The organism is Mucilaginibacter puniceus (genome assembly GCF_054783175.1).
Window position 1 is genome coordinate 327,948 of the sequence record NZ_BAAGRB010000002.1, and the last position, 24,919, is coordinate 352,866.

Sequence of the window (24,919 nt, forward strand, 5' to 3'; positions counted from 1 at the left end):
AATAATCATCATGAAAAACATCATAAAAATAATTGGGGCAATTTTAATAAGTATGTTGTGTTTGTCAGTACAAGCGCAAACTACTAAGACAGATAAAAAAGCTGCAGAAAAAGCCCACATTAAAAATTTGGTCGAGTCGAAGCGTTATGTTTTTGTGGCTAATTATATTATGCCATTACGTGGTGGTGGTTTTGGAACAAGCAGTTACTACGATATGAAGGTAACCAAAGACACCATATCTACATTCCTACCCTATTTTGGTCAGGCAAGTATGTCAAATTATGGTTCTATTGATAACGGAATACACTTCACTTCAACTAAGTTTACATACAAATCTATTATTAAAAAAAATGGCAACTGGGAGATTGTTATTGTTCCTTTAGATAAAAACAGGGGGAATGACCCATTGGGTGTTAGAAATATGATATTAAATATTTCAGGCGACGGTTATGCAACTCTACAAGTCAATAATCTTAACCGCGATGCTATTTCTTTTAATGGACGTATTCAGGAAATACCAAAATCAGATAAGTTGTAGCTTTAATGAAACATCCGTAGCTATAATCCGTTTACTATTAAATAAACCCCCACTAATATGCTACGCATCTCCATACCATCAAACGGATCATCTGAGTTAACTTTTGCCAAGTTTGAAAATTACAATCTACCCAAACCGATTAATGGTATTGATGCAGAAATAAATAATGTTTCATTATTGTTTGATAATGAGCAGGATGCGGTTGACTATGTAGATAAGTTAATTCAGTATTTGGATGATATGGACGATGATATTTCACCTAAAAGGTCAGCCATTAATGACATTATTGTAACCGTTAAAAATGACGAATTTGTGCGTGCTTATCTGGATAACTAATCCTTCAAAAACGGATTAAAGTTACGCGTGCCAATAGCCATACCAGCGGCACGGCAAACTGTTTTATCGCCAAACTTAAAGTTGATACTGTCCATAGCCTGGTATAATTTAATACGTTCTTCATTATCTTCAAACAGGTTGATCTGGTAACTGCCGGTACAAAGGTTGCTTAATTTTACTCCTATCAACCTAATTGGCCGGTGTTGGTTCCAGGCTTTTTTAAGCAGATTTTTTACTCCTGGTATCAAAATATGCTCGGCAGCAGTAAGCGCTATTTTTTCCTGCTGGGTATGGGTTTCAAAATTGGCGTAACGAACTTTGATAGCCAGGCAGCCTGCTACTTTATTTTCTTTCCGCAACTTAGCAGCTAATTCTTCTGTCATAGATACCAAAACCGTCTCCAACGTTTTGTGGTCAGATACATCTACATGGAAGGTATTTTCTGTTGATATTGATTTTCGGTCGCCATGCGGAACAACCTCCCCCTCATCTACGCCATTTGCCTTTTCCCAAATATATCGCCCTGCTTTGCCAAATATGGTCTCTAAAAATCTAATATCTACCTTTTGCAAATCGCCTATCTTTTCAATGCCAAACTGATAAAGCTTTTGGCAGGTTTTCTCGCCAAGCATAGGTATTTTACGGATAGATAGCGGCGCCATAAACTCCTTTTCTTTACCATGAGGTATGAGCAGTTGCCCATTAGGTTTAGCTTGATTGGTAGCCATTTTAGCTACTGTTTTGGTGGATGCCATACCAAAGGATATAGGTAAACCAGTTTCGTGTATAACCCGCTGGCGCAGGTCGCAGGCTATTTGGTAGCAATCATAGTACCTGTCCATTCCGGTAAGATCTATATAAAACTCATCAATTGATGTTTTTTGATAAAGAGGTACACTGTCATGGATGATCTTAGTTACATCGTGCGATGCTTCCGAATATCGGCCATGACTGCCGCGTATCACAATAGCATGCGGACATAACTTCATGGCTTGTCGCATAGGCATAGCCGAATGTATACCGTACTTACGCGCCTCATAGCTACACGAAGCAACTACACCTCTTTCAGCCGATCCGCCAATTAAAACAGGCTTGCCTATCAGGTCGGGATTAAACTTGCGTTCAACCGATACAAAAAAAGAATCGAGGTCAATATGTACTATATGACGTTTGAGTTCCATAGTACAAATATGTAAAATTTATTATAAATACTAAAAATATTAGTATTATTGTTTCCTGCTTAATTGTTTGGATATGAAAAATTACGCCGACTTCATGATATTACTCTCACCCTCTGATAATATAAAGGAATTAATACGCGACCATAAACTACGTGCTGCCGAAATAATTGGCAAATATGAAAGCATGCATTCCATTGCGCACATCTCCATCAAAAAAATGCACCGGCAAAAAAGTTTTTTAACCACCCCGCTTATCCTCGGCTTAAATACTAAACTGGCGGCTATCCCTCCTGTTACGTTAACTATTGATGGCTTTGATTATTTTAATCACGGCGAGGATTTTAAAACCATTTACGCTAAAATATGCTCATCTCCCGAAATCACCCAATGGTTTAAAACACTAAAAAAGCATTTAAATATAAAGGAGTTTATGGTGCCCCATATCACTATTGCCCGCAATATCCCGGTAAACGATTTTAACTTACTATGGCCGCATTTTAAAGCGATTAAATGGACTGAAACTTTTACGGTAAACGAGCTACTGGTTCTGGAAAAAGAAACCTTTGCCCCTTTTGCCAAATGGGAAGAATTTACCCGCTTGCCTTTTAAAGGTAAACCTATGGAAATTGCGGTACCTAAACCATCATTGGTAAAGCCGTTGAGGTCTGCTACAGGACAAGGAGTTCAGATAAGTTTGTTTTAGACACTACTTCCTGTGGTGGATTAGATTATCGTATGGGTATATTTTATGTCATATCTCAATAATTCTCACTTGCAATACCCTCCTTTACCCATCATTTTAGTAATATTGAAACTTCAAACCACTTGTTACTATAATGGCTTTCAATTATCAGCGTATAATTATAAAAATTGGCTCCAATGTTTTTACCCAGCAAAACGGCTTGCCCGATCTGCAACGTATTGAACATTTGGTGGAGCAGATAGCCGCTATAAAAAAACAGGGTATTGAAGTTATCCTGGTATCATCGGGTGCGGTAGCATCAGGCAGGAGTTTGATAACCGTTTCTGAAAAATCAGATGCGGTGGCTACACGACAGCTACTGGCTTCTATCGGTCAGGTAAAACTTATTAACACCTATGCCAATTTGTTTGAAAAATTCAATATCCTGTGTTCGCAGGTATTAGTAACCAAGGAAGATTTCAGGGATAGTAACTCGGTTGACCGTGTGCATTACATCAACATGAAAAACTGCCTGAAAACATTGTTACAGCATCAGGTATTACCTATCGTTAACGAGAACGATGTGGTATCCATCACCGAGTTAATGTTTACCGATAACGATGAACTGGCAGGTTTAATAGCCTCCATGCTGGATGCACAGGCATTGATCATTTTAAGCAATGTGGATGGTATTTACAATGGCGACCCCAAATTACCAGGCTCGGCGGTTATTGAAGAAGTAAGCGGCGCGATTGATTTTTCATCCTACGTACAAACCAGCCGTTCGCAGTTTGGGCGTGGTGGTATGATCACCAAATCGCACATGGCGCAAAAAACGGCACAGTTGGGTATTGCTGTGCATATCGCCAACGGTACTAAAGAAAACATATTAACAGATGTTTTGGCTAATAAAGTCATCCACACCCGTTTTGTGCCTACTAAAAAAGCATCAGGCAAAAAGAAGTGGATAGCACATTCAGAAGGCTCGGCTACAGGTGTGGTGATGGTTAATGCAGGAGCAAAAAACGCGTTGTTATCAAACAAAGCTACCAGTGTACTGCCCATTGGGGTAGTAAAAGTAATAGCCGATTTTAACAAAGGCGAAATAATCAAACTGGTTGATGAAGATAACAAAGTGATAGGTTTAGGCATAGCAGAGTACGGCGCGGATAAGGCCAAAGAAAGAATTGGCCAAAAGAATCAAAAGCCCCTGGTACATTATGACTACCTTTATTTACAATACTAATTACAATGGATTACGTTAAATATTTTGAAAATGCACAGGCAGCAGGTCGTAAAACCAACCTGGATGCCGATACTATAAATTTGGTGCTGGAAGACCTTGCACAGGCAGCTTTAGCTAATACCGATATTTTACTGCAAGAAAATCAAAAAGACCTGGACCGTATGGATCCGGCTAATCCAAATTACGACAGGCTGAAACTAACCGCAGTACGTATACAGGATATTGCAAAGGATATTGTTAATGTTTCTAAGTTGGAAAATCCGTTAGGTACTATCCTATCAGAAAAAACCATGCCTAATGGTTTAGAGATATCAAAAATCAGTGTGCCTTTGGGTGTTGTTGGCGTGATATACGAGGCCAGGCCAAATGTTACTTTCGATGTATTTGCACTATGTTTTAAAACTGGTAATATCTGCATACTTAAGGGCGGCAGCGACGCGGCTTTTTCTAACAAAGCTATTATTGGTGTTATACATGAGGTGTTAGCCAAACATGGCATTGATGTAAATGTAGCTACCCTATTGCCAAAAGAGCGTGAAGCTGCTGAAGCATTAATGCAGGCGGTTGGTTATGTGGATGTCATTATTCCGAGAGGAAGCCAGGGTTTAATAGACAGCGTACGTAAAAATAGCAAGGTACCGGTAATTGAAACCGGCGCGGGCATTGTACATACCTATTTTGATGAATCTGCCGATTTGAAAAAAGGCGCCAATATTATATTTAACTCCAAGACCCGCAGGGTGAGCGTTTGTAACGCATTGGATTGCGCGCTTATCCATGCCGCACGTTTAAGTGATTTAAAAGATCTGGCCAAACCATTAGGCGAAGCCGGCGTAGAGATATTTGCAGATGAGCGTGCTTTCGATGCTTTAAAAGGTGATTACCCTGTTGAGCTATTGCATAAAGCCGGACCTGAACATTTTGGTACCGAGTTTTTATCTATGAAGATGGCCATTAAAACGGTGGATAGCTTTGAAGCTGCGCTTGAGCATATCGCCAACAACAGCTCTAAACATAGCGAAGCTATCATAACCGAGAATAAGGATAATATGGAAACCTTTTTAAATCGTGTGGATGCCGCGGCGGTATATGTTAATACCTCTACCGCTTTTACAGACGGCGCGCAATTTGGTTTAGGTGCCGAGATAGGCATCAGCACACAAAAGTTGCATGCACGCGGCCCTATGGGGTTACAGGAGCTTACCAGTTATAAGTGGTTGGTAAAAGGTAACGGACAAGTTCGTCCTTAATCATTCAAACATTTTCATTGCCGCTTGTTATTTCTAAAACCAATTTTGATATGGATATTATTTCAATAAATCCCGCTAACGGAAAACAGTTAAAGAAATATAAAGCGCATACCGCTGAGCAGGTTGAAAAGAAGATAGTCCAAACCCATGCTGCCTGGTTAAAATGGAAGGAAACTTCTTTTGAAGAACGCCGTAAGCTATTGATCAATTTGGGCAAAAAACTACTGCAACGTAAGGATGAGTTAGCTAAGCTGATGGCTTTAGAAATGGGAAAGCCCTTGGCCCAGGGAGTTGCTGAGATTGAAAAATGCGCTTCGGCATGTGAATATTACGCGGCAAATGCACCATCGCATTTAAAAGACCATGTTATTAAAACCGAAGCATCCAAAAGCTATGTAACCTTTCAACCTATTGGTGTGGTGCTGGCCGTTATGCCGTGGAATTTTCCTTTCTGGCAGGTATTTCGTTTTTTGGCGCCTGCTTTGGCTGCGGGTAATTGCGGGATACTGAAACACGCCTCAAATGTACCGGGTTGTGCATTGGCTATACAGGAATTGGTTGAGCAGGCAGGTTTCCCTAAAAATGTATTTACAACCTTATTAATAAGTAACACCGAAGTAAATAAAGTAATCGAGAACAAGTACGTCAAAGCCGTAACCCTAACCGGAAGTACCAATGCCGGCAAAAAAGTAGCGGAAAAAGCCGGTGCTGAATTGAAGAAGACTGTTTTAGAATTAGGTGGCAGCGATGCCTATATCATTTTAGAAGATGCTGACCTGGCCAAAGCCGCCGAGATATGTGTGACCAGCCGTTTAATTAACGGCGGGCAAAGCTGTATAGCAGCTAAGCGCTTTATTGTGGTTAAAGCTGTCGAAAAAGAATTTACCCGGTTGTTTTTAGAGCAAATGCAGCAACGGATAATGGGCGACCCGTTAGACGCAAGCACCCATATCGGTCCGCAGGCAAGGGTTGATTTGCGGGATGAACTGCATGAGCAAGTTAAACAATCTATAGCTAAAGGCGCAAAATGTATTTTAGGGGGAGAAATACCTACCGGCAATAGTGCTTTTTACCCTGCAACTATCCTCACCAACGTAAAAAAAGGAATGCCTGTTTATGATGAAGAATTATTTGGCCCGGTAGCTGCCATCATATCCGCCAAAGATGAAGATGATGCTATCCGAATTGCCAATGATTCTGTATTTGGATTGGGTGGAGCGGTATTTACCAAAGACAAAAAACGCGGTGAAATAATTGCTGCTACCCAATTAGAGGCGGGGTCATGCTTTGTAAACTCGCTGGTAAAATCAGACCCAAGGTTGCCTTTTGGAGGGATAAAAGAATCTGGTTATGGGCGAGAATTGGGGGTGTTTGGCATTCATGAGTTTGTAAATATCAAAACAGTTTACATCGCTTAAAATTATATTATCTGTTTAGATAACATACATAAGTTATTGATAATTAATATTAATTTCTTTAAAGTAAAGTATCATTATCAAATTCATAATGACTTTATTACCCTCCTCTGACCAACAAATCATCCGCATAAAAATCAAAAAAGTATCTTTGCAAAATATATATGAGCAAGCACGGCAGGATCTTAGTGGCCATGAGTGGCGGAGTTGATAGTTCGGTTGCAGCAGTTATGCTGCATGAGCAGGGCTATGAAGTTATTGGCCTCACCATGAAAACCTGGGATTACGCCTCATCAGGCGGAAGTTCAAAAGAAACCGGATGCTGCAGTTTAGATAGCATTAACGATGCGCGCGCCCTGGCAGTTGGCTATGGCTTCCCCCACTACATTCTGGATATCCGCAGCGAGTTTGGCGATTTTGTAATAGACAACTTTGTTGACGAATACCTTGCTGGCCGCACCCCTAACCCATGTGTGCTTTGTAACACCCACATTAAATGGGAAGCTTTATTAAAACGCGCTGATAAACTGGATTGCGAATTTATTGCTACCGGCCATTATGCCAATATCCGCTTACAGGACAGCGGACGCTATGTAATATCTAAAGGAAAAGACGAGCATAAAGATCAATCTTATGTGCTTTGGGGTGTATCGCAACAAAATTTGGCGCGTACCAAATTTCCGTTAGGGAGTTTTAGCAAACCAGAGATTAGGCAAATGGCCATGGAAATGGGCGAGATTGAATTAGCCGGAAAAAGCGAAAGCTACGAGATATGTTTTGTGCCGGATAACGACTATAGAGCGTTTTTAAGGCACAAAGTTGGCGATTTGGAAGAACGTGTTGCCGGTGGCAATTTTGTTTTAACAGACGGCACTATAGTAGGCAAACATCAGGGCTATCCTTTTTATACCATTGGCCAACGTAAAGGATTGGGAGTTGCTTTTGGACACCCTATGTTTGTAACCCAGATATTGCCTGATACCAATACCGTTGTATTAGGCACTGTTGAAGAACTGGAACGCAAGCAAGCCTGGGTACGAAACCTTAACTTGGTTAAGTACGAAACCATTACTGAGCCTTTAGAAGCCATTACCAAAATACGCTATAAAGATGCCGGTATGCAAAGTTCCATAGTACAAATGGGCGAACATATGAAGGTTGACTTTCATCACAATGTATCGGGTATAGCACCGGGACAATCTGCCGTTTTTTATGAGGGTAATGACTTACTAGGCGGCGGATTTTTGATGTAATCTTTGGTGAGCAGTTGCCTAAGTTGATTAAGTGAATAGTGCCCCGGATATAACTAAAATCGCTCATCTTTTAAACCCAATCAACAAATTAAACCCATCCTAAAAGTTTGCGTTTCGCTTACTTTATGTTTTATTTGCAGAAAAATACTGTTTAAATGGCTAAAAATTTATTAATAGTTGAATCTCCGGCGAAAGCCAAAACCATTGAGGGATACCTGGGAAAAGACTTTACCGTTAAGTCAAGCTACGGCCACATCCGCGACCTGGTTAAATCTGAAGATGCTATTGATATAGCCCATAATTTTGAACAAAAATATGAAGTTCCTGCAGATAAAAAACAGGTAGTAAGCGAGTTAAAGAAATTAGCTAAAGAAGCAGACGTAGTATGGTTAGCATCCGATGAGGACCGCGAGGGAGAAGCTATATCATGGCATTTGTTTGATACGCTTAATTTAAAAGAAGAAAACACCCGCCGCATAGTCTTCCATGAGATCACCAAGCCAGCTATCATGAAGGCTATAGAAAATCCGCGGAAGATAGATTACAATTTGGTTAACGCCCAACAAGCGCGCCGTGTATTAGATAGATTAGTGGGTTTTGAACTTTCGCCGGTATTATGGAAAAAGGTTAAACCTTCACTTTCAGCAGGCCGTGTACAGTCGGTAGCCGTGAGGTTGATAGTTGATCGCGAACGCGAGATCAATAAATTTAAATCGGAAGCGGCATTTAAAATAACTGCCATCTTCGGCAAAGGCAAGCAAACATTTAAAGCTGAACTTCCCGAGCGTTTCACCCAACAGGAAGATGCAGAGAAGTTTCTGAAAGATTGTATTGACGCGGCTTTTAACGTTCGTTCGTTAGAAACCAAACCGGCTAAACGCTCGCCTGCGGCGCCGTTTACGACTTCCACCCTACAGCAAGAAGCCAGCCGTAAGTTGGGTTACTCGGTTTCACGTACCATGTCGGTAGCGCAAAAGCTATACGAATTAGGACATATTACTTATATGCGTACCGATTCGGTTAATTTATCTGACACGGCTTTAGATGCTGCAGCAAAGGAGATCATATCTGCCTACGGCGATAAATACCATCTGCAAAGAAAATATAAAACTAAAAGTGCGGGTGCGCAAGAGGCTCACGAGGCTATACGCCCTACCTACTTCGATAAGCACACCATTGACGGCGATGCAGGCGACAAACGTTTGTATGAACTTATATGGAAGCGCGCCATAGCTTCGCAAATGAGTGAAGCGCAGTTTGAAAAAACTACCGCAAAGATCAGCATTTCAACCCGTAAAGAGGAATTGGTAGCCAACGGTGAGGTAATGAAGTTTGATGGTTTCCTGAAAGTTTACCTAGAATCGGAAGACGATGAGGATGATAACATACAAGATAGCGAAAACGCCATGCTGCCGCCTTTAACTAAAGACCAATTATTGGAGTTGCAGGAAATGCTGGCTACTGAGCGTTTTTCCCGTCCGCCATCAAGATATACCGAGGCCAGTTTAGTTAAGAAATTAGAGGAGTTAGGTATTGGGCGACCATCAACCTACGCCCCTACCATATCTACCATACAAAACCGCGGTTATGTGGTAAAAGAAGAGCGCGAAGGCAAGCAACGTAAGTTTCGTGTTTTAACTTTAAAGGGCGATAGTGTTACTAAAGAAGAAAGAACCGAAAATACAGGTGCCGAGCGTAATAAGCTTTTCCCTACGGACATTGGCTCGGTAGTAAACGACTTTTTGGTGCAACATTTCAATGGAATTGTTGATTTCCACTTTACCGCTACTGTGGAGAAGCAGTTTGACGAAATAGCACAAGGTTTACAGGAGTGGACAAAAATGCTCCATGATTTTTATAAGCCTTTTCATGAAAATGTTGAAAGCACCATTGAAACCGCTACCAAAGCTACCGGTGAGCGTGATTTAGGCATGCACCCGGAAAAAGGCGAAAAGGTATCGGTACGCATTGGCCGCTACGGCCCGTTTGTACAGGTGGGCGAAAATGCCAGTGATGATAACAAAGATTATAAACCATTATACGCCAGCCTACGCACCGGACAAAGTATTGAAACCATTACTTTAGAGGAAGCGCTGGAACTATTTAAGCTACCGAAAGTTGTGGGCGAATATGAAGGCAAAGCTATGAAAGTAGCAATAGGCCGTTTTGGCCCTTACATTAGCCATAACAGCGCGTTTGTATCGTTACCTAAAGAGATAGATCCACTTGATGTTACCGAAGAGCAGGCGATTGAACTGATAGAAGCCAAACGCAAAAAAGATGCGGAAAAGCTAATTAAAGCCTTTGATGAGGACCCAACCGTTAAAGTATTAAATGGTAGATGGGGCCCATATATTGAATTTGGCAAGCAAAACGTCAAAATTCCTAAGGATAAAGACCCGTTAACGTTAACATTTGCTGAGTGTAAAGCCCTTGCCGATGCGGATGCTAAAGCACCTAAAAAAGGCGGAAAGAAGTTTGTTAAGAAAAAGTGAGTTGTTGATTAGGTTGATTAAGTAAATGGTTGTTAAATTTTAACTATTCACCTAATCAACCCAATAAACTTAATCAACCAATAATGATCAAAGATCTCCCCGAAAATATTGTACAGGATATTGCTATTGCGGTTGCTTTAGAGAAAGAGAACGCGGAGCAAAAGACCTGGTACGTTTACCTGATCAACCTAAAAAAAGAACCGATTGAGAACGTATTGATCACTTCAAAAGGTTATGGAGAGAAGGATGGCGAACAGGTAAAAACCTCTACCCTGCGCCACATGTTCCCAATAGTTGAACCGGGTGCCTTTAAAATTATTGAACCTATAGCCGAAGAAACCTTTGGGCTGAATAATGAATATTGGTTAAGCTATTACATCGGCACGCAAATATTCGATAAAAAATTCATCTTCCTGCCCGAAAGTATTGTGGATGCTAATTTTATAAAGTTACCTGTGTTGAATAAGCCGGGGGTGATGATTAAGTAGTATATGGTTCATAGTTGATGGTTCATGGTAACTATCAATTTGCTATGAACTATGATCCATGAACTATTTCCTAACTATCAAACTTATCCAACAACTTCAAAAGCGTTTCAAAATCCTTAGGATATGGGGCGTGTATGGTTACATCTTTTCCATCCATTACTTTAAAAGTAACCTCATAAGCATGTAGGGCAAAGCGTTTCATGATAGGCAGCTCTTCCTGATCTTTGCCTAAATGGTATTTTCGCTTGATATCCGACAGGAAAACCGGTTTACCCTTGTACATCTCATCTCCGGCAATTGAGGCCCGCTGAGTGGCTAAATGAATGCGTATTTGGTGCATGCGGCCGGTTACCGGGCGACACTCAACCAAGGTATAATGTTTAAAGTATTTTAATGACTGGAACCAGGTTTCGGCACGTTTACCTTCCTGTCGGCTTATGGTTACATTGCCTTTGCCCACATTTAGTATAGGCAGATCAATAAACAGGTTATCAAACGTATGTGTTCCTTCAATAACTGCATGGTAAACTTTCTTTACCTGTCGCTTTTCAAATTGCATGGATACAGAACGATAAGCCTCGGGGTTTTTAGCAATGATTAAGGCGCCCGATGTTTCTTTATCCAGTCGATGGCATATCTGTGCATCATCGGCATAATTTTTAGCCAGCCTTAACATATTGATCTCACCACCCTCACGTTCGTCCAGCGTACTTATAAAGGCAGGTTTGTTCACTACGATGATGTCATCGTCTTCAAATAATATAAGGTCGGTAAATTTTGGAATTTTCATGTATGCGCTAATAGTCGGCAAAAATACAGTTTTAATTTTAGTGTGATGATTTCCTCATTGTCATTTCGACGAGGTACGAGGAGAAATCTATACACCTGCTACAATTCGATGTATAGATTTCTCACTAGGTTCGAAATGACAAGGAGTGTTAGATTAAGCATTACCAAACAAATTTTCAATTGGAACGGTTATTGTATTTGAAAAACATATCTAACTATAAAAACAATTATATGGCAACTAAATCAACCCAACCTAACGAAAAAGGATTTTTTGAAAAGGTTAAAGAAACCATCGAAGAATTTTGGGATGGCACAAAAGATACTACCGAAGACATCACAGAAGACATTAAAGATGTTGTAGAAGAAAAAATTAAAGCGCTAAAAAAATCAGCACCGGTAAAAAAAGCTGTTGCTGCTAAAAAATCTGACCCTGCAAAGGCAACAACTACTATAGCAAAAGCTAAGATTGCTGCCGCTGATGTAAAAGCTAAAGCAGAGGATAAAGCTAAGGCCGTAACTGCAAAAGCGAAAGACACCGCTACCAAAGCTAAAAAGGAAGTGGCTAATATTAAAGCTAAGGCAACCACCAAGGCAAAAGCCGTTACAGCCAACGCTAAAAAAGAAGTAGCAAGTGCTAAAAAAACGGTTGCAGCTAAAACTACTAAAGCAGCTACTACTGTTAAGAAAAAAGCGACAGCGGCTGCTAAATAAATCACCTTTGTACCGAACTTGTTTCGGCATTACGGTCATTAATCACATAAAACAAAAGAGGCGGTAATAATTACCGCCTCTTTTGTTTATGCTTCAAACTTGTAGCCTACCCCTTTTACGGTTGACACACAATCGTCGCCCAGCTTTTCGCGGAGCTTGCGTACGTGTACGTCGATGGTACGGTTGGTAACTACTACCGAATCTTCCCAAATATTTTTTAGTATAACCTCGCGGGTATATACTTTGCCCGGTTTTGATGCCAGCAGATACAATAATTCAAATTCTTTTTTGGCTAATACTACTTTAACACCTGCTTTATAAACCAAATAGGCTTCGCGGTCAATTACCAAATCACCTATTTCCAGTTTGTTATCAGTAAAGTCTTCGGTTGGTGCATTTCTGCGTAGTATAGCGTTTATGCGGCTAACCAATGCGCGAGGTTTAATTGGTTTTGCTATATAATCATCGGCACCTACATTAAATCCTGCAATTTCTGAATATTCTTCGCTGCGGGCGGTTAAAAATACCATAAAAGTATTTTTAAACTCGGGCATGGTGCGCATAATACGGCAAGCTTCTATTCCATCCATCTTGGGCATCATTATATCTAATACTATCAGATCAGGTAATGATCTTTTGGCTTCGGTTACTGCCTCTTGCCCGTTACGTGCTAAAAATACCTGGTAGCCTTCTTTTTTCAGATTGTACTCAATCAGCTCCAAAATATCCGGCTCATCGTCAACAATTAGTATTTTTTGTTTAACTGTGCTGCTCATCGCTTTTAATTTTGCATAAAAGTAGCCGATTAAAAGAAGTAAATGGTTAAGTTTATATTAACAAATTGTTAATAGTCACCTTATTTTAACTATTTATTGAGGATTGCTAAATGTTTTCTTTAAAAAATCTTCAAGTTTAGTACCTGTAATATTTTTTGCGATTATAACTCCTTCTGGATCAAGTATAAAATTTGATGGTATAGCTTCAATGCGGTAATCTAACTCTGTAGGACCTTCAAATCTCATCAGGTTTGAACCATGCGTCCACGTTAATTTATCATCATTAACCGCTTTTTGCCAGCTGGGTTTATCCGTATCTAAAGAAACACCTATAATATTTAATCCCTTGGGATGGTAAGTCGAATACAATCTCACGATGTTAGGATTCTCTGCACGGCAAGGAGCACACCATGATGCCCAAAAATCAAGCATTACATATTTTCCTTTATAGTCGGCCAGTTTTACCGGCTTGCCATCGATACCTGCTATAATAAAATCAGGTGCTTTTTGGCCAACGGTAACAGGCTTCATATAGGCCATTTGATTTTTAAAACGCGTTACACCCGGGTTATCTGTAAATTTATCTTTAATATCTTCAGCATACTTGATCAGCTCCAACTCATAATCTTGGGGTGGATCAATTGATGCCATGGCATAAAATGCAGCCAATGAATTTTTATTTTCGTTAGCAAATTTTAAAATAGCACGATTATTATCTTCAGCAATTTTATGAACACGGGGCTGAAAAGTATTCATTAACGAGTCTGACTCCTGGCCTATGGCTTCTGCCCTTGCCATATATTCGTTACTTACCTGCGTATATTGCTCACTAAATACGTTACTTATTTTATTAAACTCCTGTATCTTTTCAGATTCTTCAGAACCTGATATGGTATAAACATGCTTGTTATCGCTCAAATCTGTGGTAAAATCTATATTTTCGCCGTTTTTGGCAATAAAGTCAAATATAGTTCCTCCGATACGCAACTTATATAAGTTAGCATAAGGTGCCTTGTGCTTAAATTCAAATTTGCCATTATTTAATGTGGCCGAATCAACTACATTTATGCTTGCACTATCTGCAGCCAGCAAATAAATATTTTTTATAGCAGCCGGATTTTTAATTGTACCCGAAATAGTGAAATTTCCGCTATCCTTACAGGCAAACAGTAAAAAAGACAGGGCTATAAATACGCAAGCGGCAAAACGATTTTTCATTTTTAAATTAGTTTGATATAGATGATAAAGATACCCGATAAATGTTTACCGTGATTCTAATTCTTTTATTAATAGTTTGTTGGTTTTTTGCGGATCGATCTTACCTTTTGAAGTTTTCATGATCTCGCCCATAAACAAGCCTACAACGCCTTTTTTACCTTTTTGGTATTCTTTCACCTTATCGGGGAATTTAGCAATAGCATCGTTGATATATTGGCTCACATCGTTGGTATCGGTTGTTATTAACAGGTTTAATTCGCCAGCTAATTGCTCAGCAGTTTTTTCAGGCGACCTTAACAGCGCCGGGAACAGCTTATGTGAAGCAACCGTATTATTAACCTTTCCGTCATCTACCAGTTTAATTAACCCGGCTAAGGCCTTTGGCTGTACATTGATATCACTGATATGCACAGAATGATCATTCATGTATGACTTAACCGGCCCCATCAATAAATGCACAGCGGATTTATGGTTGTTGGTGTGTTTTATCAGCTCTTCAAAAAATAGGGCCAGTTCTTTATCGGCGGTAATTACACCTGCGTCATATTCAGACAAACCCAGTTGATCGGTATATTTTTTATACAACTCATGCGGTAATGCCGGCATAGTTTGCTTAACTCTGTTTACATATTCTTTATCCAAAGCTATAGGCATCAGATCAGGCTCCGGGAAATAACGGTAATCGTTTGCCATTTCTTTGGAACGTAATACGGATGTTTCGCCGGTATCCGCATTAAAGTTAAGCGTATTTTGATCGATATGGCCGCCAGCCTCAATAACATTCACCTGGCGAATAAACTCATGCTCAATAGCGCGCTGTACGTTACGGATAGAGTTTAAGTTCTTCACCTCGCAACGGTTACCATATTCAGTAGCTCCTTTGAGGCGAACAGAAATATTGGCATCGCAGCGCATGCTGCCTTCTTCCATGTTACCATCACAAATATCAAGGTATCGAAGGGTTTTACGTATCTCAGTTAAAAACTGCCCGGCTTCTTCGGCACTGCGCATATCCGGTTCAGATACTATCTCTAACAAAGGTACTCCCGCCCTGTTTAAATCTATTAAAGAATCCTCATGATGGCTATCATGCATGCTTTTGCCGGCATCTTCTTCCATGTGTATGTGATGAATAGCCAACTGCTTTTCAGTACCATCGGCCAACTTTACAGTAATAGAACCACCCAAACATACCGGGTGCTGATCCTGAGTTATTTGGTAACCCTTAGGCAGATCGGCATAGAAATAATTTTTACGGGCAAAGGTATTATTGAGGTTGATAGTACAGTTACAAGCCAAACCCAGCTTAACCGCGTACTCCACCGCCGTTTTATTAATGCGCGGCAATGTACCCGGGTGACCCAATGATATGGCACTGATATGGTGGTTAGCTTCGGCGCCAAAAGCAGCCGAATCTGAAGAAAACATTTTGCTTGAAGTTGATAGTTGCGCGTGAACTTCTAACCCGACAACTAACTCATACTTTTCGCCTATTTCTCCTGCAAGAACTGTCATAAATTATAATACAAGCTATATTTTGCCCGATGTTGAAAGGCCAAATATAATATTTTACAATTAACCTGCTTAAGCAAGTATTAAAAAGCATCATTCTTACTTATTGCTTATGACTAACAATGTGGGTTTACACAACTTAACACATTTCAGCAAAAAATAATTTCAATTATTTGATAATCAACTAATTAATAAAATTAGAAGCAAAAAAGTGTAAACCATAAGTAATACTTTATTTAATTACAATAATTAGCTAATTATCAATAAATAATAATCAATTACTGTATAAAGCTCTTCGCCTTCACCAACACATTATCCAATCCGCTTAAATCACTACCGCCCGCAGTAGCAAAAAACGGCTGACCACCGCCGCCACCTTTTATCTCTTTAGCCAGTTCCTTAACAATATTACCTGCGTGCAGGCCTTTATCCTTAACCAAATTTTCGGCTATCATAACCGTAATGTTTGGTTTGCCGTCAATATCGGCAACTAATACCAGGAATAAATCGCTAACTATATCCTTTAGGTTATAAGCAAGGTTTTTAATAGCATCAGCATTGGGTAATTCTACCTTTTGCGCAATGAAGTTAATGCCGTTAACCTGTTCAGCTTTTTGAGCCAGTTCGTTTTTTAAGCCTGATGATTTTTCTAAGACGCTTTTTTCTATCTCTTTTTTAAGTCGATTGTTCTCTTCCAATAAGCTTTCGATGCTTTTTGAAACATCTTTAGGGTTTTTCAATAGTTCCCTTACCTGGCTAACCAGTTTAAGTTGGTTATTAATAAACACCTCGGCAGCTACACCTGTGATGGCTTCAATACGCCTTACGCCTGCAGCAACCGCGCTTTCGGCAATTATCTTAAAGAAACCAATATGCCCGGTTGATTTAATGTGCGTACCACCGCAAAGCTCTTTGGAGAATGTCTCATCAAAAGTGATCACACGTACATAATCGCCATATTTTTCACCGAACAAGGCGGTTACACCGCTTTGAATAGCTACATCATAAGGCACATCCCGTTCTTCTTTTAAAGCGATGTTCTCGCGCACCTTTTGGTTAACTATGGCTTCTATCTGTGCTATTTCTTCATCGGTAACTTTAGCGAAGTGCGAAAAATCGAACCTTAAATAATCCTCGTTAACTAATGATCCTTTTTGGTTGACGTGCGAACCTAACACCTGTTTCATAGCGGCATGCAGCAAGTGCGTAGCGCTATGGTTATTCATGATGTTGGCACGACGTTGACTATCAACAATAGCGGTTAAGGCATCGTCAATGTCCTCGGGTAGTTTATCTACAAAATGTACGATCAATCCATTCTCTTTCTTAGTATCGGTAACATCTACAACCTCACCATCCGGGAAAACCAGTTCGCCGGTATCACCTACCTGGCCACCGCTTTCAGCATAGAAAGGTGTTTTATCCAGTACAATTTGATATTGCTCTTTACCTTTAGCAGTAACCTTGCGGTATTTAACCACATGGGCAATACTTTCAGTTTCATCGTAGCCGGTAAACTCAACCGTATCATCCGCCTTTAATACTACCCAGTCTCCGGTATCAATAGCTGATGCAGCACGTGAACGGGTTTTTTGTTGTTCGAGAGCCTTATTAAAGCCTTCTATATCTACAGTAAATCCTTTTTCCCTTGCCATTAATTCAGTCAAGTCAATTGGAAACCCGTAAGTATCAGATAATTCAAAAGCAAAATCACCGGAAATGTTTTTATTTATTATTGCTCCATAGTCTTTGAAATGAATATCGCTTAAAACATTAACATTTTTCTCTGAGTCAATCGCTATGTCACCTAAAATTTCAGAAGTGTACTCATTAAATATTTTAATTCCTGACGACAATGTTCTCAAAAATGAATTTTCTTCTTCCAATATCACCTTCTGCACAAAATCCTTTTGGTTGTACAATTCATCAAAAACCCCTTTAAACTGTTCGGCCAATAAAGGCACCAACTGGTTTAAAAACGGCTCTTTAAATTCTAAGTATTGGTAGGAATACCTCACCGCCCTGCGTAAAATACGGCGGATAACATATCCCGCTTTGTTATTGGATGGTAACTGTCCATCTGCAATGGCAAAACTCACCGCACGGATATGGTCGGCCAATACACGCATGGCAACAGCTACGTTCCAATCCGCATCACCGGGAACAGCAGCAGCATTATATTTTTTACCTGATTTTTGTGAGATAAACTCGATAGTCGGTGAAAATACATCACTATCGTAATTACTTTGCTTGCCTTGTATCACGCGTACCAAACGCTCAAAGCCCATACCTGTATCTACATGCTGAGCAGGCAATGGTTGTAACGAGCCGTTTTTCAAACGGTTAAATTGCATGAACACGTTGTTCCATATCTCAATAACCTGCGGGTCATCAGCATTAACCAGCGTAGCGCCACTTACTACTGCTCTTTCAGCATCGGTACGGTTATCGTAATGGATCTCTGAGCACGGGCCACACGGACCTGTTTCGCCCATTTCCCAAAAGTTGTCTTTTTTGTTGCCTAAAAGGATGTGATCCTCGGGTACAACTAATTTCCAAAAATCGTAGGCTTCCTGGTCTTTAGGCAGGCCTTCTTTTTCGTCACCTTCAAAAATGGTAACGTATAAGCGGCTTTTATCTATTTTATATACGTCGGTTAATAGTTCCCAGCTCCACTCAATGGCTTCTTTTTTAAAGTAGTCGCCAAAGCTCCAGTTGCCCAGCATCTCAAACATGGTGTGGTGATAGGTATCAATACCCACCTCTTCCAGGTCATTATGCTTACCCGAAACACGTAAACAACGTTGTGTATCTGCCACGCGCGGCGATTTTGCCGGGGCTTCCCCTAAAAATATATCTTTAAACTGGTTCATCCCCGCGTTGGTAAACATCAGCGTAGGGTCGTTTTTTACAACAATAGGTGCCGACGGAACGATAGCGTGTCCCTTAGCGGCAAAAAAATCCAGAAAAGCCTGGCGTATTTCGTTAGCAGTCATGGGGCAAAGATAAAGTTTTAATGGATTTCGGATGTCGAATTTTCAATTTCGGATTTATTCGCTTTACTGTCATTTCGAGCAAAGCGAGAAATCTATACATTGTTTAACGAGCGTGTGTATAGATTTCTCCTCGTACCTCGTCGAAATGACATGGTTTTTTTTATTAATAAATCCGAAATCGAAATTCCGAAACGGCGAAGCCTTCTTGAGTACCGTTAAAAAAAAATCAAACGAAAAATTCGAAATTATCAATTACATTTGTTCATTATGCCTTACAAAGAACGCGAGATCAGTAAACTATACTACACCATGGGTGAAGTAGCGGCTATGTTTGATGTAAATACATCACTCATCAGGTTTTATGAGAAAGAGTTTGATGTACTTAAACCCAAAAAGAACAAAAAAGGCAACCGCTTATTTACGCCCGAGGACATAGAGAACCTGAAAATTATTTTCCATTTAATACGTGATAAGGGCTATACCCTTAACGGCGCTAAAGAGCATTTGAAAAATAATTTAGGCGATACCAGGGATAACCAGCGCGTTATCGACTCGTTAGAAAACTTGAAGAAGTTTTTATTAGAAGTTAGGGATCAATTGTAATTTCCTTTTTGTCTGAACCAGGATTTATAGGATTTTAGGATTATCTTGATTACTTTGGTTTTATAAAACCAAACACCTGTCATGTTGGCCAACCATAAAGGCGAAATTCCTTTTGTATTACTTATAGTTCCTTTTTTATTGGGGATTGTGGTTGGGTTAAACTTTTCGACTGCCAACTATTTTAATTTTCTATTCATATCCATTTCAGCTTTAAGCCTTGTTTTTATCGGGTTGAATTTAACCTATACACGTTTGGGTTTATATCGCATAAAATGGCTGGGCGGCTCGCTAATGAGTTTAATCTTATTATTAGCCGGATGGATAAGTGTTATACAGCATAATGATTTAAACGGTATTGACCACTTTTCCAAATCGTCATCGCGGTACCTCATTGCTAAAATCAATAACGAACCTGTTTTAAAGAATGCCTTAATAAGGTTCAACGCGAAGGTAGAACAGCAGGTAAATAGCAAAAAACGATCAAATACATCAGGCTACTTACTCATCAGCATAAAAGACAGCGCGGCAACACGTTTAAAATATGGTGATGTACTGCTTATCCCTGCTAATTATACCGAGGTTGACCCACCCTTTAACCCCGCAGAGTTTAATTATAAAAAATACCTGGCGCATCAAAATATTTATCACCAGGCTTTTTTATATCCTAAACAATATGTGTTGATCAACAAAAATGCGGGTAATCCTGTAATAGCTTATGCCTTACAGCAACGGCAAAATTTAGTGCAGAAGCTAAAAGTGAATATGCATGACACTACTGCTACTGCTATTGCCGTTGCATCTACCTTAATACTCGGCTACAAAGCCGACTTGAGTAATGATATTTTACAGGCTTATTCCAAAACAGGTACTATACATGTACTGTCGGTATCGGGTGCGCATGTGGCTATTTTATTTTTGCTGCTCAACTATGTGCTTGGCTTTTTAAATGGCCGTAAGTATGGTAAGCTGTTAAAAGCCATCATTATAGTTACCGTCATTTGGTATTATGTTTTGCTCACGGGCTTCTCTCCTGCTGTTTGCCGGGCGGCGGTGATGTTATCGCTCATTATTATGGGCAAGACCTATAGCCGGTACATTAACACGCTTAATATACTCGCTATATCAGCCTTCTTCCTATTACTCTACAATCCCTATTTTATTACTGATGTAGGCTTCCAGTTATCGTATTTGGCAGTAGCGGGCTTAGTGGTGTTTCAACCAATTGTTTACAATCTTTTTAAAGTCAACAATAAATGGTTGGATAAATTATGGGCGCTATGTTCCATATCCATCGCCGCGCAGGTAATTACCTTTCCGTTAAGCGCGTATTATTTTCACCAGTTCCCGGTTTACTTTTTATTGAGCAACTTAATTATAGCCTTACCGGTAATGGTAATTATGTATACGGGGTTAGTTTATTTGCTGCTGCCGCAGATACCTGTCCTGTCCAAAGTATTGGGTGTTATTCTGGAGCAGACTATACTTTGGATGAATAAGGCTTTAACCATAATTGAACATTCGCCCCTGGCCAGTATTGGTAAAATTTGGCTGACCACTTTCGAGTATCTATTGCTGTACGCGATTATCATTTGTTTGTTTTACTTTTTGTTTGATAAACGGAAATGGTTAATTAAAGTAAGCTTAGTTTGCCTTTTTGTGTTCGCTATCTGCATCAGCCTAAAAAAACATAAAGCCTTTAAAACTGATGGCATTACTTATTTCAACCTACGGTCACATTCGGGTATTGTATTTAAGAATAACAATGAGGCGATTATAATAACAGATTTAGATCCTAAGGATAAAAACTACCAATACGCTATTCAACCCTACCTGGATAGCTGCAAAGTAAACGATACATCAGTTTATGATCTGGCGAAAAACATTAATCTGCCATTTTTACGAAAAGCCGATAACCTTATTCAATTCAAAAACAAAAGTATACTCATCTACAATAAAAATGCAGTTGGTAAACAATTGCCGCATAAACTACATGTTGACTATTTATTCATAACCGATAACCCAAAAACTGATCTGACCTCAATTAATGAAAACTATACTTACCAACAATTAATTATTGATGGCAGTAACAAGCCTGAGCTGGTAGCCAAACTGGAACAACAGGCAAAGAACGCTAATACCCCTTATCGGTCATTAAAACGTAACAAATCATTCAATATAGCATCTAATAGCTATTGATTATTAAACTTTTACATTAATTCATACTCCAAAAGCAATGAATATTAAACAAACCATAATAGCAATGGTATTGGCAGTAAGTTGCCTTACCATAAGTGCCAAAGCACAAAAAACTTATACAGAGGGATCGGCTATTTATAGCATAGCAAGTAACATGGGTGAAATGGAAGCTAAATTTTTATTTAAACCTGATTCAAATGCTTATGTAACTCAACAAGGACCTGCCAATATTAAATTGATATCTAATAATAACGGAACTTACGCGGTAATTTTAGTTGATGTATCCATAGCATCCATAAAAAAAGCAGCGGTATTAACCCCAGCCGACTTAGAACAACTTGAATCAAAGGCGCCTAAATATACTTTTACTGCAACTACGGAAACCAAACAGATAAATGGTTTTAATTGTAAGAAGGTAATAGCAAAAGATGCAAAAAGTGGCTCAAGCATTGATATTTGGGTAACTAATGATTTAACTGCGCCCCTTAACAATGTGACTAAAGTTTTTGTTGGTGCCGGCGGATATCCTGTTCAGTTTACAGCTACTGAAAGAGGGCAAACTTTTGATGCTACTTTAAAATCCATCACTCAGGAAAAATTACCTGCCGGTTCATTTAGTATACCAGCCGGGTTTGACAGTATAACCTTAAATGAACTAAACGCTTTAGATGGGCGATAAGTCAACCTTGTATCCTATTTATTAAAGGCTTCTTAACCTAACTGTAAAAATAATTACTTTTGCCGCCAATGTTCAGAAGCCTTTTTGCATTTATAAGATTTTATATTTTTTGGCTGATCTTCTTCGCCATAACACGGGCTGTCTTTTTAATTTATTTCCAGCATAAGCTTAAAGGCGTTACCGTAGCCGAATTTTTAGAAACCTTCGTTTACGGGCTACGAATGGATGCTTCTGCAACTGCTTACCTGGCAATAATTCCGTTAGTGGTGTTTTTTATCAATTGGTTTATAGGCAATAAACCTGTTAATCCTATATGGTTTAAAGCGTACACGTGGTTATGCCTGTTCCTGATCAGCTTTATAGCTATAATTGACCTGGGTATATTTACCGAGTGGGGCGCCAAAGTAAATTTCAGGGCATTTGAAACTTTATATATTGCACCGGCCGAGTCGATGTCGTCCACCGCATCCACGCCTATTGCACTGAATCTTACTATAGGCGTATCTTTAATATTGATTGGGGTAATATTATCACATTTTATATTGGATCATAGCTACAAAAGGCCCCCTATAGTTACCACTAAAAATAAATTAATACTTACGGTATTGATCATAATTATCAACTTTATAATACTTAGAGGTAGCTTACAGCCTGAGCCCATTGACCAAAGCGCGGGTTATTTTTCAGATAAGCAAATACTTGACCTTGCCGCCCAAAACACGGAATGGAATTTAGCCAACAACGTTTTTGAAAACTTTCGCAAACCGCATAACCCTTATAAGTATATGCCGCCTGCACAAGCTAAAAGTTTGGTAAGGGAAACATTTGCGGTTAAAAAAGATACTACGGTACAGGTATTAACCACCAACCGCCCTAATGTGGTTATTATTCAGCTGGAAAGTTTTACTGCCGACCTGATCGCATCGCTTGGCGGCGAAAAAGGCGTGGCACCTAACTTTGACAAACTGGCTCAAAGTGGCTTATCCTTTACAAATATCTATGCCGCCGGCGACCGTACCGACAAGGGTATTATAGCTATTTTAAGTGGGTTTCCATCACAGGCCATACGTACCATTATTTTAGATACAGTAAAACAAAGGAAACTGCCCTCTTTAATTACGGAGTTTAAAAATACCGGCTATTTAACCAGCTATTTTTATGGTGGCAAAGCCGATTATATGAACTTTGATACTTATATGTACGATCATAAAATGGATCGTATTGTAGATAAGCACGATATTCCTGAAAAAGACATCCTTTCTACCTGGGGCGCGCATGACGATGTGTTGCTTAAAATACACGCGGGATATTTTAATAATCAACCGCAACCGTTTTTCTCGTTTGTAGAGACCCTATCAAACCACGAGCCGTTTGTATTGCCGGTGAAACCTCATTTTAAAGGTGATAATGTGGCGGATATGTTCAGGAGCACGGCTTATTTTACTGATTCGGTATTAAATGATTATTTTATTGAAGCTAAAAAGCAAGCCTGGTATAAAAACACCTTATTTGTGGTAATTGCCGATCATGGTCACCGCCTTCCGTTAGATAGCCACGGAGCATTTCATCCGGGTAAATACCATATCCCGATGCTATTTTATGGTGATGTGATCAAACCTGAATATCGTGGTAAAACTATCACTAAGCTTGGTAATCAAACCGATCTGGCAGCTACCTTATTGGCTCAATTAAACTTGCCACATCAGCAATTTACCTGGTCAAAAAACTTGCTAAACCCATACAGCAAAGAGTTTGCTTTTTTTGATTGGGATAACGGTTTTGGTTTTATATTGCCCGGCCAGGCAGTATCATACGATAACTCCGGCAAGCGTGTCATCTATCGCCAAAATAAAAATGCCGACAAAAATTTAACTGATAGGGCCCTGCTTTATGGCAAAGCCTTTATGCAGCGAATATTTACAGAATATTTGGCGTTTTAGTTAACCTCTTTACCTAATTCTACAACCCATTGCTCAAACAGGCGGGTTTCCAGTTCAACCGCTTTGTCGGCATGCAATTGCCAAACAGGCGAGAAATGCTGCAACTGGTTGATCATCTCCTCCAAATGCCCTTCCTCTTCCAATATGATTGATTTGACATTAACTTTGCTGCCGGCATTATCCAAAGCTTCCTGGTATATGGGATAAAGTTCATCGGCACGTACCTCAATGGCGTAGGTAACCAGCAGGTAAGCTGCAAAACGCAACTCACGACCGGATAGCTGAAGTTCTTTCTTTAGATAGCGGCTCACCTCAACATCCAGCATATTCAGGTAATACTTACTGCAGGCTGGTGCAACCAGGTATTCATCCGCATAGGTTGGGCATAGGTCCTTGCCTGACTTTTCTATCTGCTTTTTTAAATAGAAAGCATGGCGGTGTTCCTCGGCGGCATGTTTTAGTATGATATAGGTAACCGTAACCGGGTCCTCACTGGCTGATATTTTGCGCGCACCGGTATTTTCCATTAGCGACAGCGTGTTTAACCAGCGTGCATGTAATTCGTTATTAGCAATTATGGTAGGTAGTATGGTAGATAGTTGCATAGTTTTCTTT

Annotated in this window: 21 protein-coding genes; 14 read left to right on the forward strand and 7 right to left on the reverse strand. The window is 39.8% G+C overall.

The window, feature by feature from the left end:
* Positions 1–10 precede the first annotated feature (10 nt).
* Positions 11–538: a DUF4251 domain-containing protein gene (locus ACYVJ6_RS08360; protein WP_460693598.1), complete on the forward strand. Its 528-nt coding sequence runs from the start codon at positions 11–13 to the stop codon at positions 536–538.
* Positions 539–595: 57 nt separating this feature from the next.
* Positions 596–874 carry a hypothetical protein gene (locus tag ACYVJ6_RS08365; RefSeq protein WP_460693599.1) on the forward strand — a complete coding sequence of 93 codons (279 nt, stop codon included), beginning with the start codon at positions 596–598 and terminating at the stop codon, positions 872–874.
* On the opposite strand, the gene dinB is transcribed toward ACYVJ6_RS08365, so the two are convergent.
* A complete protein-coding gene (gene dinB, locus ACYVJ6_RS08370; RefSeq protein WP_460693600.1) occupies positions 871–2,055 on the reverse strand; it encodes a DNA polymerase IV in 1,185 nt (394 codons plus the stop codon). The two genes, ACYVJ6_RS08365 and dinB, sit on opposite strands and share 4 nt — an antisense overlap.
* A 73-nt stretch (positions 2,056–2,128) precedes the next feature.
* On the opposite strand from dinB, the gene ACYVJ6_RS08375 reads away from it, so the two are divergent.
* The 7 genes from ACYVJ6_RS08375 (at position 2,129) to ACYVJ6_RS08405 (ending at position 10,884) form a co-directional block, all read left to right on the forward strand.
* Entirely contained in the window at positions 2,129–2,758 is a 630-nt protein-coding gene (locus ACYVJ6_RS08375) for a 2'-5' RNA ligase family protein (protein WP_460693601.1), read from the forward strand.
* 133 nt (positions 2,759–2,891) lie between these two features.
* Positions 2,892–3,983, forward strand: a complete 1,092-nt coding sequence (gene proB / locus ACYVJ6_RS08380) for a glutamate 5-kinase (protein WP_460693602.1) — start codon at positions 2,892–2,894, stop codon at positions 3,981–3,983.
* A gap of 5 nt (positions 3,984–3,988) precedes the next feature.
* Positions 3,989–5,233 (forward strand): glutamate-5-semialdehyde dehydrogenase, encoded by a 1,245-nt coding sequence (locus ACYVJ6_RS08385; protein ID WP_460693603.1) that lies wholly within the window; start codon positions 3,989–3,991, stop codon positions 5,231–5,233.
* Between the two features lie 50 nt (positions 5,234–5,283).
* Positions 5,284–6,651, forward strand: a complete 1,368-nt coding sequence (locus ACYVJ6_RS08390; RefSeq protein WP_460693604.1) for an NAD-dependent succinate-semialdehyde dehydrogenase — start codon at positions 5,284–5,286, stop codon at positions 6,649–6,651.
* A 161-nt stretch (positions 6,652–6,812) separates the two neighbouring features.
* Complete coding sequence (gene mnmA / locus ACYVJ6_RS08395; RefSeq protein WP_460693605.1) at positions 6,813–7,901, forward strand: tRNA 2-thiouridine(34) synthase MnmA; 1,089 nt, start codon at positions 6,813–6,815, stop codon at positions 7,899–7,901.
* Between the two features lie 155 nt (positions 7,902–8,056).
* Positions 8,057–10,396 (forward strand): type I DNA topoisomerase, encoded by a 2,340-nt coding sequence (gene topA / locus ACYVJ6_RS08400; RefSeq protein WP_460693606.1) that lies wholly within the window; start codon positions 8,057–8,059, stop codon positions 10,394–10,396.
* A gap of 83 nt (positions 10,397–10,479) precedes the next feature.
* Positions 10,480–10,884: a hypothetical protein gene (locus ACYVJ6_RS08405; protein WP_460693607.1), complete on the forward strand. Its 405-nt coding sequence runs from the start codon at positions 10,480–10,482 to the stop codon at positions 10,882–10,884.
* A 70-nt stretch (positions 10,885–10,954) separates the two neighbouring features.
* Here the strand turns inward: ACYVJ6_RS08405 and ACYVJ6_RS08410 are convergent, their stop codons facing one another.
* Complete coding sequence (locus tag ACYVJ6_RS08410; protein ID WP_460693608.1) at positions 10,955–11,674, reverse strand: RluA family pseudouridine synthase; 720 nt, start codon at positions 11,672–11,674, stop codon at positions 10,955–10,957.
* Between the two features lie 230 nt (positions 11,675–11,904).
* On the opposite strand from ACYVJ6_RS08410, the gene ACYVJ6_RS08415 reads away from it, so the two are divergent.
* The gene (locus ACYVJ6_RS08415) at positions 11,905–12,384 is read left to right on the forward strand and encodes a hypothetical protein (RefSeq protein ID WP_460693609.1); all 480 of its coding nucleotides are present in this window, start codon (positions 11,905–11,907) and stop codon (positions 12,382–12,384) included.
* Positions 12,385–12,470: 86 nt separating this feature from the next.
* Here ACYVJ6_RS08415 and ACYVJ6_RS08420 read toward each other — a convergent pair whose 3' ends face one another.
* From ACYVJ6_RS08420 to alaS, 4 genes are all read right to left on the reverse strand, one after another.
* Positions 12,471–13,160, reverse strand: a complete 690-nt coding sequence (locus ACYVJ6_RS08420) for a response regulator transcription factor (RefSeq protein WP_460693610.1) — start codon at positions 13,158–13,160, stop codon at positions 12,471–12,473.
* 93 nt (positions 13,161–13,253) lie between these two features.
* The gene (locus ACYVJ6_RS08425; RefSeq protein WP_460693611.1) at positions 13,254–14,378 is read right to left on the reverse strand and encodes a redoxin domain-containing protein; all 1,125 of its coding nucleotides are present in this window, start codon (positions 14,376–14,378) and stop codon (positions 13,254–13,256) included.
* Between the two features lie 45 nt (positions 14,379–14,423).
* Complete coding sequence (gene gatB / locus ACYVJ6_RS08430) at positions 14,424–15,893, reverse strand: Asp-tRNA(Asn)/Glu-tRNA(Gln) amidotransferase subunit GatB (RefSeq protein WP_460693612.1); 1,470 nt, start codon at positions 15,891–15,893, stop codon at positions 14,424–14,426.
* 275 nt (positions 15,894–16,168) lie between these two features.
* Positions 16,169–18,886, reverse strand: coding sequence for an alanine--tRNA ligase (gene alaS, locus ACYVJ6_RS08435; RefSeq protein ID WP_460693613.1), 2,718 nt, complete (start codon positions 18,884–18,886; stop codon positions 16,169–16,171).
* A gap of 267 nt (positions 18,887–19,153) precedes the next feature.
* On the opposite strand from alaS, the gene ACYVJ6_RS08440 reads away from it, so the two are divergent.
* The 4 genes from ACYVJ6_RS08440 to ACYVJ6_RS08455 all read left to right on the forward strand — a co-directional run bounded on the left by ACYVJ6_RS08440 (position 19,154) and on the right by ACYVJ6_RS08455 (position 24,304).
* Positions 19,154–19,489, forward strand: coding sequence for a MerR family transcriptional regulator (locus tag ACYVJ6_RS08440; protein WP_460693614.1), 336 nt, complete (start codon positions 19,154–19,156; stop codon positions 19,487–19,489).
* Between the two features lie 81 nt (positions 19,490–19,570).
* Complete coding sequence (locus ACYVJ6_RS08445; RefSeq protein ID WP_460693615.1) at positions 19,571–21,685, forward strand: ComEC/Rec2 family competence protein; 2,115 nt, start codon at positions 19,571–19,573, stop codon at positions 21,683–21,685.
* Between the two features lie 37 nt (positions 21,686–21,722).
* The gene (locus tag ACYVJ6_RS08450; protein WP_460693616.1) at positions 21,723–22,364 is read left to right on the forward strand and encodes a DUF4412 domain-containing protein; all 642 of its coding nucleotides are present in this window, start codon (positions 21,723–21,725) and stop codon (positions 22,362–22,364) included.
* A gap of 68 nt (positions 22,365–22,432) precedes the next feature.
* A complete protein-coding gene (locus ACYVJ6_RS08455) occupies positions 22,433–24,304 on the forward strand; it encodes an LTA synthase family protein (RefSeq protein WP_460693617.1) in 1,872 nt (623 codons plus the stop codon).
* Here the strand turns inward: ACYVJ6_RS08455 and ACYVJ6_RS08460 are convergent.
* Positions 24,301–24,909, reverse strand: a complete 609-nt coding sequence (locus tag ACYVJ6_RS08460) for a hypothetical protein (RefSeq protein WP_460693618.1) — start codon at positions 24,907–24,909, stop codon at positions 24,301–24,303. The two genes, ACYVJ6_RS08455 and ACYVJ6_RS08460, sit on opposite strands and share 4 nt — an antisense overlap.
* Between the last annotated feature and the right edge of the window lie 10 nt (positions 24,910–24,919).